Here is a 12,557-nt window from a genome sequence, read left to right as displayed (position 1 = left end):
CCCGTCCAATGGCCGAAATCGATCTTCAAGACTCCAGCCACGACCGCCTGACGAACGGAATGTCCCCTTGGGGTCAGCAGGGTGTCAGACCCAGCTATGGACCGCTTGAGAACAACATCAAGGTGGACGCGCTGGTGATCGGCGGCGGCATTACGGGCGCTCTGATGGGGCAACATCTTGCCGAGCGCGGCCTATCCGTCGCCATCGTCGATCGCGAAGAGCCGGGGCTTGGCAGCACCGCCGCTAGCACGGCGATGCTGCAATGGGAGATCGACCGGACGCTCAGCGAACTCGAACGTCTCTATGGCTTCGAGCGCGCCGTCGGCGTGTACCGGCGCAGCGCCGCCGCCGTTGCCGGCCTTGCCAAGTTGATTGCCGCCCACCGCATTCCCTGCCATTTCCGACCACGGCAATCGCTGTTTCTCACCAGCAATCAGGAAGGCGCGCGTGATCTTCTGACCGAAGTCGAGCTTCGCCGTCGTGCCGGCCTGCCAAGCACCTATCTGGAGCATTGCGATCTCTTCACTGAATTCGAACTCGACCGCGACGCAGGCATCCTGTCGCGCGGCTCGGCGGAGGCCGATCCGCTGCTTCTCACCTGGGCATTGCTGGGGATCGCGCTGCAGCAGGGCGCGCGCCTCGTCAGCGCCTCGGTGGAGAGCCTTCACAGCGAAGGAGGCCGCGTCACAGCGGAAACCGATCGTTCCTTCGTGATCGAGGCAAAGGCCGCCGTGCTGGCGACCGGCTACACGCTGCCGGGAATGGAGATGCCGAAGTTGCACCGCCCGACCTCCAGCTGGGCGCTCGCCACCGTGCCCCAGGACCCGGGGACGCTGTGGCGCGACCAGGCTCTGATCTGGGAGGACAGTAACCCCTACCTCTACATGCGCACGACGCCCGATGGCCGCATCGTCGCCGGCGGCGAGGACGACGACACGGTCGATCCCGCGACCCGGAACAGCAAGCTGCCGCACAAGATCATGGCCGTCAGGGAAAAGATGAAGCGGTTGTGGCCGAAGGCGGATACGCGCGTTGCCAATGCCTGGTGCGGGACCTTCGGCGAAACCGTCGACGGGCTGCCGCTGATCGGGCCGGTTCCCTCTCTGCCGCACGTCTACGGCGCCTACGGATACGGCGGCAACGGCATCACTTTCTCCTATCTCGCCGCGCAGATGATCGGCGCCTTGATTGCCGGCGGATACAGGGAGTGGTTCGACGATTTCGCGATCGATCGCGACGTGCCCGGCCTCAAGAGTTTCGCTGCGCTCGAGCTCGGTGGCGCCGACGCTCTGAGCTAGATTTTCGTTCACCCAATTTTCATTCACTCCGTCGTCTGGTCGTCGCCGGTGTCCTCGACATCCTGCAGCCGGACGAACTCCGTGCCTTTCGCCTTCAGGTCGACGATGGCTTTTGCGACACCCTCGCCTGCCGCGTGAGTCGGCTGGTTGATATGGGAAATCACCACATCGCCGTCCCTGGCGGCCGCGATCCGCTTTTCGGTCACGGCAGCACCAAGCAGCGAGCCGCCGTCGCCATTCACGGAGTAACCGGCGATGCGATACCCCATGGAGCGGATCTGGGCGATCGAGGAGCGATCGTATTTGGCGGTTGAGCCGCGGAACCAGCGCGGCGATGCAATGCCAGCCGCCAGCATCGCATCGACGCCGCCCTGCACCTCCTGGCGAACCGCTTCGGGAGAACCGGCAGATGCAATGCCATAGATCGACACCGGCTTGTCGACCGCCGGAATATGGTTCTGGCCGTGGTTTTCCAGTTCGAAGAGGTCGGCGTTCTGCAGGAAGACCTGAAGCGCCCGCGGATTGTGTTTCAGCCAGCGCGCCGTGACGAAAACAGTCGCCGGGATACGCTCGCTGACCAGAACGGACAGGATGCGGTCATCGGCCTTGCCCATACACGCATCGAAGGTCAGTGCGACGCGGGCATGGCCCTTGAGGCCCGACCGCGCAATGCGCAGATGCGGCTCGACCAGCTTCGGTGCGATCGCCTTCTGCACGGGCGCCGTAGCGGCGAGAGCCTCCGGCACTGCAACGGGAACCTCGGCCGCAGAGACGGCTGAGATGGAGGCTGCAAGCAGCGCGGGAGCAAGAAGCGTGCGGATCATGGGACGTAAGTTTCTACTATTTCAATGAAGGAATTCTATGCGCACTGGCGAAGGGCGGCGATGCCGCCTGATGCCGCTCATCCTCTTATCCTCATTCCTTCGCTCGTCACAGCAATCCAGGTCCTTGGGCGTGAAAGACCGCATATCCCTTTTATTCAATCACCGCGCAGACGCGCGGTCGCTGGCTTCCTGTAACAAGCACAGGAGTGAGGGAGAGGTCTGCGTCAATCATAGAGATAGTACTTGGTCCACTTTTCGCGCGGCACCTTCGCGCCAATCGTGTACTGCAGTTCGCGCACGTTCATGTGCTGCGGGCCGGTGACGCAGCTGTAGGAGAGGTGATACCAATCGCCCTTGCTGCGGAAAACGGCGCCGGGGGCTTCGAGCTTGTCGTCGTCGGCGACAGGATCCTTGAAGGTGTAGGCGATCACCTTGTCGGGCTTGAAGCCGGTTTCATCCTTGTTGATTCGGCTCATCGCCTCGGTGTCACAGCTCTGTTCGAGCCGGGTCGAGGGGTCGAGCTTCTCGAGTTGCTTCTTGATCGCGGGATCGACTGCAAAGGCGGGCGCCGCAAGGCTGAGAACAGACAGAAGCAAGACGATACGTTTTGGCATTACCGAGAAATTCCTTTGCATCCTTGTTCGGGAACGCGACATCGTCCGCGTTGAACAGAGCGGCGAACGATGGCAAAATTCCGCGCGACGGTAGCGGACATTGTTAAACAATGTGGTGACATCAAGGCAACGTGAGCAATCCTTCGATTTCGCGTGGCGCGCTGTCGAAGCAGCCGTCAGAGCTTGATCCGGCGCTGTTGCACCTCTATCTCTTGCGCAGCTGAATTCCCACCCGGAGCATTCCTTGTCTGTCTTCAACATTCTGCCGACCCCGCCCGCAGCTCCCAAGAAGCCGCTCTCCGACACGCGCCACGGCATCACCCGCACGGACGATTATGGCTGGCTGCGCGCCGACAACTGGCAGGCGATGTTCAAGGATCCGTCGATCCTCGACCCCGAGATCCGCAAGCATCTGGAGGCCGAGAACGTCTACATGAACGCGGCCATGGAAGACACCAAGCCGTTGCAGAAGACGCTGTTTGCAGAGATGCGCGGCCGCATCAAGGAAGACGACAGCTCGGTGCCGATGAAGGACGGCGATTACGCCTACGGTACCTTCTTCGTGACCGGTGGCGAGCAGCCGCGCTATTTCCGCATTCCGCGCGACGGGGACGTCAAGGACGAGACCCTGCGCACCGTGCTTCTCGACGGCGACAAGGAAGCGGCCGGCAAGGCCTATTTCCGGCTGGCTGGCATCGATCATTCCACTGATCACAATCGCGGCATCTGGGGCTATGACGATAAGGGTTCGGAATTCTACACCCTGAAGGTTCGCGACCTCCGGACCGGCGAGGACATGACCGACGTCATCGAGAACACCGGCGGCGGTGGCGCCTGGGCGCCCGACGGCAAGAGCTTCTTCTATTCGGCGCTGGACGAGAACCATCGCCCCTCGAAGATATTTCACCACATCATCGGCACCCCGCAATTCGAAGACCGTCTGGTCTACGAGGAGGAGGATGCGGGCTTCTTCATGGGCGTCGGCGGCTCGCTGCTCGACGACTTCATCTACATCGACATCCACGACCACGAGACGTCAGAATACCGGATTTTGTCGACCAAGGACCTGAAGGCCGAGCCGAAGCTCGTCGCCGTCCGCGAAGAAGGCATCGAGTATTCGCTGACCGAAGGCGGCGATGTGTTCTACATCCTCACCAACGACGGAGACGCCAAGGATTTCAAGATCGTCGAAGCGCCGGTTGAAAATCCTGGCAAGGAAAACTGGCGCGAGGTGGTGCCGCACAAACCCGGCACGCTTATCATCAGCCACATGGCCTGCGCCCGCCACCTGCTCTGGCTGGAGCGCAAGGACGGCCTGCCACAGATCATGATCCGCGATCGCCAGACGGGTGAGGAGCATGCCATCGCCTTCGCCGAGGAGGCCTATTCGCTCGGCCTGCAGGGTGCTGCGGAATACGACAGCGATGTCATCCGCTTCTCCTACTCCTCGATGACGACGCCCTCGCAGCTTTACGACTACAACATGGTGACGCGCGAGCGCACGCTGCTGAAGACGCAGGAAGTACCCTCCGGCCACAATCCCGACGACTACGTCACCCGCCGCGTGTTTGCGCCGGGTTGGGACGGCGTCGAGGTGCCAGTCACCCTGCTCTATCGCAAGGATACGCCGCTCGACGGTTCGGCGCCCTGCCTGCTCTACGGCTACGGCGCCTACGGGGTCACCATCCCGGCCGGCTTCAATACCAATTGCCTGTCGCTCGTCGACCGTGGCTTCGTCTATGCCATCGCCCATATCCGCGGCGGCAAGGACAAGGGCTTTGCCTGGTACGAAGACGGCAAGCTGGAGAAGAAGACCAACACCTTCAAGGACTTCATCGCAGCGGCCGATTACCTGAATCAGGAGAAGTTCACCTCATACAAGAATATCATCGCCGAGGGCGGATCGGCCGGCGGCATGCTGATGGGCGCCATCTCCAATATGGCGCCGGAGAAGTTCGCCGGCGTCATCGCCGCCGTTCCCTTCGTGGACGTCCTGAACACCATGCTCGACGACACCCTGCCGCTGACCCCGCCGGAATGGCCGGAATGGGGCAACCCCATCGACAGCCGGGAAGAATACGAGCACATCGCAACCTACTCGCCCTATGACAACGTGGGCGCCAAGCCCTACCCGCCGATCCTGGCGCTCGGCGGCCTCACCGATCCGCGGGTTACCTATTGGGAACCGGCGAAGTGGGTCGCAAAGCTGCGCGAGAAGACCACCGGCGAAGCACCAATCCTTCTGAAGACCAACATGGACGCCGGGCACGGCGGGGCGTCCGGCCGTTTCCAGCGGCTGGAAGAGATCGCCTTCGAGTACGCGTTTGCGATCAAGGTTGTCGGGAAGGTTTAAGGCGGGAAGGGCGCGGTTGTTATCCTTCGCTGACGCTCAGGACGTTCATCGCCTGCGCTCTTCAACCCCTTATCCGCCCTCCGGCCACCTTCACCCCACTGGGGAGAAGAGAGCTGTAAAAACACTTGCGGTTGGTTGCCTGCTCTTCTCGGGGAAAGGTGGGGGCAGGCGAAAGAGCGAGCGACGGATACTGCCGTAGACAAAGAGGGTTGGAGGAGAGGATGCCCGTTCACATCGCACTTCTGCGCGCCATCAACGTTGGCGGCACCGGCAAGCTCGGAATGGAGGAGCTGAAGTCGATCTGCGAGGCGCTCGGCTTTGCTGACGTCAAGACCTACATCCAGAGCGGCAACGTGCTGTTTCGCTCTGACGATGCAGAAGCGGAGGTCGAACGCCAACTGGACGAAGCCCTCGGCAAGGTGCTCGGCAAAAAGCCGGGCGTGATGGTGCGCAGCCGCAGGCAACTCGAGGCGATCGTTGCAAATGCGCCCTTCCCCGACGCCAGACCAAACTACCTGCTCATCAGCTTTTTGGCCGTGGAGGCGCCCGCGGATGCGCTCGACAAGATGGTCGCCCCGGACAGCGAGGAAGCCGTTGTCGCCGGGCGGGAGGTCTACGTGTATTTCCCCATCGGTGCGGGCCAGTCAAAGTTCAAGCTGCCGGCGCTCAAATCAGGAACGGCCCGCAACCTCAACACGGTTCGCAAGCTCGCCGAGATGGCGGCAGCGATGGAAGACGCGAGCTAGAATTCAGGTCAGCTGACGCGGCAGCCGAAGCTCTTTGAAATCGGTGCGTCTGCCCCACTGGCCGACAATCCGACATTCGACCTTCGGATGATGGTCTGAAATGGGAACCGATGCCTCAGTGCCCGTCGTGCGCAGGCTGATGGGCAGCATGGCCACTGATCTCGGATCCAGCGTTGCGGGAGAAGCGAAGGTTCCAGAAAGTCGCGGTGATCGAGATCGCCGTTACGAAGAGGAAGGCCGCAGAGAAATCATGGAGTTGAGGCGTTTCGCTGCCGTTGAACGACATCGACGCGTGCAGCGCGAGCGCGCCGACGCAGATGCCGAGCGACAGCATCAGCTGCTGGAACGTTGTATAGAAGCTGGTGGCCGAACTCATGCGGTCGCGGTCGATCTCGTCATAGGCGACGGTGTTGTAGGCCGTGAACTGGAACGACATGAAGAAGCCACACATGACCAAGACCGCGAAGATCAGCGTCAGCGGCCAGTCGGGACGGAAGGCGGCGCAGAGCCCATAGCCGAAGGTTGCGATGACGCCGTTGGCAATCAGCGCGTTGCGGAAGCCGAAGCGGCGCAGCACTCTCGGCGCGAAGGCCTTCATCGCCATCGAGCCGATCGCAGCCGCGGTGACCAACTGGCCGGCCTTGGCCGCCGACAGACCGAAGCCGAGCTGGAAATAGAGCGGCAGCAGGAAGGGCTGCGCACCCTGCGTGATGCGCGTCAGGGAGCCGGCGATGACCGACGTTCCGAAGCTCGGCACCTTCATCAGCGAAAAGTCCATGATCGGCGACGGGTGACGCCTCGCGTGGCGGAGATAGGCGATGCCGAAAAGCAGACCGACGGCAATCAGAAAAAGCGAGAAGACGCCTTCTCCCGGGCGGCTCGAGGTTTCGAAGCCGAAGAGAAGCGAGCCGAGCGAGATGCCCGACAGGATGAAGCCTATGGTGTCGAACGGTCCCCTTGCCTCGCCCTTGAAATCCTCGATGAAGATAGAGACCAGGGTAAAGCCGATGATGCCGATCGGCACGTTGATGTAGAAGATCCACCGCCAGTCGAGATAGGTGACGATCAATCCGCCGACCGGTGGGCCGAGGATCGGGCCGATCAGGGCCGGTACGAGCAGCCACGACATGGCGTTGACCATGTCCTTGCGATCGACGCTGCGCAGCAGAACGAGACGGCCGACCGGCAGCATCATAGCGCCGCCGAGACCCTGCAGCAGGCGGGCCAGCACCAGGCAGAAGAGATTGGGCGACAGCGCGCAGAAGACAGAACCGGCGATGAAGACGGCGATCGCCGAGCGGAAGACCGTGCGGGAACCGAACCGATCGGCGATCAGGCCGCTTGCGGGGATGAAGATCGCGAGGCTGAGCAGATAGGAGGTGAGCACGATGCTCATCGACGGCGCGCTGACCCCGAAATCGCGCGCCATGGTGGGAAGCGCTGTCGCAAGCACCGTGGCGTCGAGCTGCTCCATGAACATGGCGCTCGCAACGATCATTGCAGTCACGCGGAAATTAGGCTGGCGGCGCCCGATGGCAGCCGCCTGATAGATCTGATCCGACATCGTCAGGGATCACTCGCAATGGCGCGGCCGGCGCGGAAGCGATGGCCGCGATATGGTATGGCGTGATGCCAAAGGGGGATTACATCTTTGTATACGCCAGCAAATGTGGTAGCGTTATGCTTTTACGGAAGGGCAGCCGTGCCTTAAGAGAAGGGCTGGGCACACCGGGCGTGGTCCGCTGCAGCGACGTGGAATACCTCCTATTCCCAAATTGTTTTCCCGCGACCGCAGGTTCAAACTCGGTTTGCTGCTGAGTGAGGGCCTCGCGATACCGCCGGCTTGGAGAACGATGGAGGCACACATGCGCCTGTTCGTCATTGCGGTGGCTTTAACCGGCCTGCCTTCGGGTGTCGCTCAGGCCTACCAGAAGTGCGGCGGCAGTCCTACGGTCAATGTCGACTGGGAAAGGTCGGTCATTAGCGTCAACGGCGTCTCCTTCCAGATGAGAAGTCAGAGACTGGGTAAGAAGAGCTCGAGGCTGGTCGGCCACGACATGGTTTTTGTGCGAAGCCCGGGCAACAACGTGCTTATCCGCAATGGCGGCAGCATACACTACAGCTGCACGAAGGCTGAGGGCGTGCTGCAAAACGCAAGCATCGTCCCCTACACCCCTAACAAGGTCCTCAAGTCCGCTGCACCTGCCGACTTCAGTGTCCATGACAACGGCAGTGGGGCGCAATCTTCCTCGGGTGACCGTCGCGGCAACGGCGGAGGTGGGCGCAGCGGCGGGCGTGGCGGTGGTGGCGGTGGCGGCGGTGGCGGTGGTGGTGGTGGCGGCGGTGGTGGTGGCAACCGATAATCCGCACCAGGCGGGCACTTTCGCCTCAAGCACCTTTCAAGCGCTTGCGTCTGCCATGCTAGAACCCTACCTAGAACGTATGACCATGGCTCTGAACGCATCGACCCCGCGGCCCTTCGCCTTCGACAACAGCTACGCGCGGTTGCCGCAGCACTTTTTTGTGCGGCAGGCACCTTCGCAGGCAACCGAGCCGTGGCTGATCAAGATGAACGAGCCGCTGGCGGCCGAGCTCGGCCTTGATGTCGAAGTGTTGAACCGCGACGGTGCGGCGATCTTTTCCGGTAACCTCATTCCTGAAGGCGCCGATCCGCTGGCGATGGCCTATGCGGGGCACCAGTTCGGCGGCTTCGTGCCGCAGCTTGGAGACGGGCGGGCGCTCCTGCTCGGCGAGGTGATCGACCGAGATGGCCAGCGACGCGACATCCAGCTGAAGGGCGCCGGACAGACGCCCTTTTCCCGCAACGGCGACGGTCGCGCGGCGCTAGGGCCAGTTCTTCGGGAATACATCGTCAGCGAGGCGATGTATGCTCTCGGCGTGCCCGCCACGCGGGCGCTGGCGGCCGTTTCAACCGGCCAGCCGGTTTATCGCGAGCATGTGCTGCCCGGCGCCGTGTTCACGCGCGTTGCCGCAAGCCACATCCGCGTCGGCACGTTCCAGTTCTTTGCCGCGCGCGACGACGCCGATGCCGTCAAGGCACTCGCCGACTACGTCATTGATCGGCACTACCCGGACCTGAAGGAGGCTGCAAATCCGTATCTTGGTCTGTTTGAGGCAGTATGCGAGAGGCAGGCGGCGCTGATCGCCAGATGGTTGCATATCGGCTTCATCCACGGCGTGATGAACACCGACAACATGACGATATCGGGCGAGACGATCGATTTCGGCCCCTGCGCCTTCATGGATACATACGATCCGGCGACGGTCTTCTCCTCGATCGACCAGCGCGGCCGCTATGCCTACGCCAACCAACCCGGCATCGGGCAATGGAACCTGGCACGGCTCGGCGAAACGCTGCTGCCTTTATTCGAGCATAATACCGAGAAGGGGCTGGAGGCGGCCAATATCGTGCTCAAGGATTACGGCGAGCGCTTCCAGATCCATTGGCTGCGCGGGATGCGGGAGAAGATCGGGCTCGCGTCCGTGGAGGACGGCGATCTCGACCTCGTCCAGTCGCTGCTGGCGCTGATGCAGGCGCATCAGGCCGACTTTACGCTGACCTTCCGGCGCCTCGCCCATCTTGCCGCCGACGCGAGTGCCGAGCCGGCCTTCCTGGCAACCTTCCGGGACCCGGCTGCGGCGAGCGAATGGCTTGTGCGCTGGTACGAGCGGCTGGCTGCCGAGCTGCGGCCCGCGGCCGAACGCGCGGCGGCTATGCTCGGCGTCAATCCTGCCTTCATCCCCCGCAACCACCGCATAGAGCAGGCCATTGCCACGGCCGTCGAGGAGGGCGATTTCTCGCTCTTCGAAGCACTGCTGACGGTCCTCTCCAGCCCCTACGAAGAGCAGCCCGCCTTTGCCGCCTACATGGAGCCGCCGAAGCCGGAGGAACGCGTGCTGCAGACCTTCTGCGGCACGTGACGCTCCAGGTGCGCGCTCGACCTCTGCGACCCGGCGGGCGCGAATGACGGCGATCTCCCGGCGATCTCCGGCTTGCGGCAAGTGACGAGGTGATCACCTGGGCGAAACGACGCAGCGGCGAGTGACGGGCACGCCGACCAGGCTGTCTCCCAACCGATCAGCCCTGCGACAATTGCGGCAGTTGAAAGGCAGAAAACCCGCTCTATGTGGTTGAGAATGCTAGCGACGACAACTCTTTGCCGTATTTTCGCCAGCGTTCACAATTCCTTCCCGAGCCTTCGGGAGCCCTGCACGCGCTCAAGTGTCCGAGTGCAGTTTTCAGCGGGAGAAATCCATAGTGGCGATCGTCATTACCTCGTTGCTTTTCATGCTCATCGGATTGGCGCTGTGCGGCGGCGGGCTTTGGCTCGTGATGCTCGGCGGCAACTACTTCTATCTCTTCGCGGGCGTCATGTTCCTGCTGACAGCCATCCTGCTTTTGATGCGAAAAGCCTCCGCCTTGTGGTTCTACGCCGTGCTGGTTGTCGCCGCCCTCGTCTGGGCAATCTGGGAGGTCGGGTTCGACTGGTGGCAACTCGGGCCTCGCGGCGGCCTGATCATTCTGCTCGGCCTGTGGCTGCTGACACCATGGATCCGCCGGCCTCTCGGCTTCCTGAGCCCGACCGGCACCTCCTACGGTGCAAACCCGTGGCCGCTTGCCATACCGGTGTTGACGGCGATCGCGGTGGCCGGGTTCTCCATGACAACCACCCCGCACGACCAGACGGGCAAACTGCCGACCGAGATCACCGGCACGCCGACCTTCGGCGGAACGGTGACCGACGGCGAGTGGCATCAGTACGGCCGCACGCCCTTCGGCCAGCGCTATTCGCCGCTTGAACAGATCAACGTCAGCAACGTCAAGGATCTGAAGGAGGCGTGGCGCTACCAGACCGGCGACGTAAAACGGCCCGACGACGTAGGCGAGACCACCTACCAGGTCACGCCGCTGAAGATTGGCGATACGCTCTACCTCTGCACGCCGCACAACTGGGCGATCGCGCTCGACACCACGACCGGCAAGGAAAAATGGAAATACGACGCCAACTCCGGCATGAACCCGGACCGGCAGCACCAGACCTGCCGCGGCGTGACCTACTACCATGACACGGCGGCGGCCGGCGGCGCGCCCTGCGTGGACCGTATCTATCTCCCGACATCGGATGCCCGCCTGATCGCTCTCGACGCACTGGACGGCAAGGTCTGCACGAGCTTTGCCGACCAGGGCGTGCTGCATCTCGAAAAGGGGATGAAATACAATCCGGCCGGCTATTACTATTCCACCTCGCCGCCGGTCGCAGTCGCCGGCAAGCTGATCGTCGGCGGCGCCGTCAACGACAACTACTCGACGCACGAACAGTCCGGCGTGATCCGCGCCTTTGACATCAATACGGGCGAACTGATCTGGAACTGGGATTCCGGCAACCCCGATGTGACGACGCCGCTCCCCGAGGGGCAGACCTATACGACGAACTCGCCGAACAGTTGGTCCGTCCTCAGCGTCGACGACGGGCTCGGCATGGTCTACGTGCCGCTCGGCAATCAGGTGCCCGACCAGCTCGGCATGGGCCGTAGCGAAAATGTCGAGAAGTTTTCCTCATCGATCGTTGCGCTGGACATCGGTACCGGGCAGCTGAAATGGGTGCAGCAGTTCGTGCACCACGACCTCTGGGACATGGACGTCCCGGCCCAGCCGGTGCTCTTCGACATGAAAAAAGCCGACGGCACGGTCGTTCCGGCACTCGTCGGCTCCACCAAGCAGGGCGATATCTACCTGCTCGACCGCCGCAACGGCGAGGCGATCATTCCCTTCAAGGAGATTCCCGCCCCAGGCGGTGCAATCCCGGAAGATCACACATCACCGACCCAGCCGATCTCCGACCTCACCTTCTCTCCACCGCCACTGCAGGAAAAGGACATGTGGGGCGTGTCTCTGTTCGATCAGCTCGCCTGCCGCATCCAGTTCCACCGTTACAAGTACGAGGGGCGCTATACGCCACCATCGCTTGTCGGCTCAATCATCTATCCCGGCAACTTCGGCACCTTCAACTGGGGCAGTGTGGCCGTCGATCCCGAGCGGCAGATCATGTTCGCCATGCCGACCTATCTGGCCTTCACCTCGCGCCTTGTGCCGGCGGCCGACATCCCGCCGAAAGGACAGGACGAGAAAGGCAGCGAACAGGGCCTGAACCGCAATGACGGCGCACCTTACGGTGTTTTTATGGGACCGTTCCTCGGACCGCTGAATATCCCTTGCCAGGCGCCGCCATGGGGATATGTGGCGGGTGTCGATCTGCGAACCGGCAAGACCGTCTACAAGCTCAAGAACGGCACGGTCCACGACATGACACCCCTTCCCCTGCCCTTCAAGGTCGGCGTGCCCGGCATCGGCGGCCCGATGCTGACCAGGGGCGGCGTCGCATTCCTCGGCGCTGCGGTCGATAACTATCTGCGCGCCTACGATGTGAGCAACGGCAACCAGCTCTGGCAGGCGCGTCTCCCAGCCGGAGGCCAGGCGACGCCTATGACCTACACGACGAGCGACAACAAGCAGTATGTGGTGATGGTCGCAGGCGGTCATGGCTCGATCGGAACCAAGCCGGGCGACTACGTCATCGCCTATACGTTGCCCTGAACGGTCACTCTGCCGAAACAACAGAATGGCCGACAAAGCGCGGCCATTTCAACTTCAGGGCGCAAGGTTGACACAGGCTCGCGGCGCACCGGTCTGCTTGGCCAAT

At 62.5% G+C, this 12,557-nt stretch carries 9 protein-coding genes; 6 read left to right on the top strand and 3 right to left on the bottom strand.

What is annotated here, in order from left to right; translation table 11 throughout:
* The first annotated feature begins 8 nt into the window (after window positions 1–8).
* Window positions 9–1,298 (top strand): NAD(P)/FAD-dependent oxidoreductase, encoded by a 1,290-nt coding sequence (locus AC1D2R_RS12725; RefSeq protein WP_477967640.1) that lies wholly within the window; start codon window positions 9–11, stop codon window positions 1,296–1,298.
* A gap of 23 nt (window positions 1,299–1,321) precedes the next feature.
* On the opposite strand, the gene AC1D2R_RS12720 is transcribed toward AC1D2R_RS12725, so the two are convergent.
* Both AC1D2R_RS12720 and AC1D2R_RS12715 read right to left on the bottom strand, forming a co-directional pair.
* Window positions 1,322–2,122 carry a polysaccharide deacetylase family protein gene (locus AC1D2R_RS12720; protein WP_477967639.1) on the bottom strand — a complete coding sequence of 267 codons (801 nt, stop codon included), beginning with the start codon at window positions 2,120–2,122 and terminating at the stop codon, window positions 1,322–1,324.
* A gap of 224 nt (window positions 2,123–2,346) precedes the next feature.
* Window positions 2,347–2,736, bottom strand: coding sequence for a DUF930 domain-containing protein (locus AC1D2R_RS12715; protein WP_477967638.1), 390 nt, complete (start codon window positions 2,734–2,736; stop codon window positions 2,347–2,349).
* Between the two features lie 244 nt (window positions 2,737–2,980).
* Here AC1D2R_RS12715 and AC1D2R_RS12710 point away from each other — a divergent pair, with 244 nt between their 5' ends.
* A complete protein-coding gene (locus AC1D2R_RS12710; protein ID WP_477967637.1) occupies window positions 2,981–5,089 on the top strand; it encodes a S9 family peptidase in 2,109 nt (702 codons plus the stop codon).
* 221 nt (window positions 5,090–5,310) lie between these two features.
* Window positions 5,311–5,835: a DUF1697 domain-containing protein gene (locus AC1D2R_RS12705; RefSeq protein WP_477967636.1), complete on the top strand. Its 525-nt coding sequence runs from the start codon at window positions 5,311–5,313 to the stop codon at window positions 5,833–5,835.
* 115 nt (window positions 5,836–5,950) lie between these two features.
* Here the strand turns inward: AC1D2R_RS12705 and AC1D2R_RS12700 are convergent, their stop codons facing one another.
* The gene (locus tag AC1D2R_RS12700; protein ID WP_477967635.1) at window positions 5,951–7,399 is read right to left on the bottom strand and encodes an MDR family MFS transporter; all 1,449 of its coding nucleotides are present in this window, start codon (window positions 7,397–7,399) and stop codon (window positions 5,951–5,953) included.
* A 301-nt stretch (window positions 7,400–7,700) separates the two neighbouring features.
* Between AC1D2R_RS12700 and AC1D2R_RS12695 the strand changes: the two genes are divergently transcribed.
* From AC1D2R_RS12695 to AC1D2R_RS12685, 3 genes are all read left to right on the top strand, one after another.
* The gene (locus AC1D2R_RS12695) at window positions 7,701–8,198 is read left to right on the top strand and encodes a hypothetical protein (RefSeq protein ID WP_477967634.1); all 498 of its coding nucleotides are present in this window, start codon (window positions 7,701–7,703) and stop codon (window positions 8,196–8,198) included.
* Between the two features lie 79 nt (window positions 8,199–8,277).
* Entirely contained in the window at window positions 8,278–9,777 is a 1,500-nt protein-coding gene (locus AC1D2R_RS12690; RefSeq protein WP_477967883.1) for a protein adenylyltransferase SelO, read from the top strand.
* 337 nt (window positions 9,778–10,114) lie between these two features.
* The gene (locus tag AC1D2R_RS12685) at window positions 10,115–12,451 is read left to right on the top strand and encodes a glucose/quinate/shikimate family membrane-bound PQQ-dependent dehydrogenase (protein WP_477967633.1); all 2,337 of its coding nucleotides are present in this window, start codon (window positions 10,115–10,117) and stop codon (window positions 12,449–12,451) included.
* Window positions 12,452–12,557: the final 106 nt, after the last annotated feature.

It is taken from the genome of Rhizobium sp. P1_C7 (genome assembly GCF_056406295.1).
Note: the sequence above shows the minus strand (reverse complement) of the source record. Positions and strands in the feature narration are given on the sequence as shown.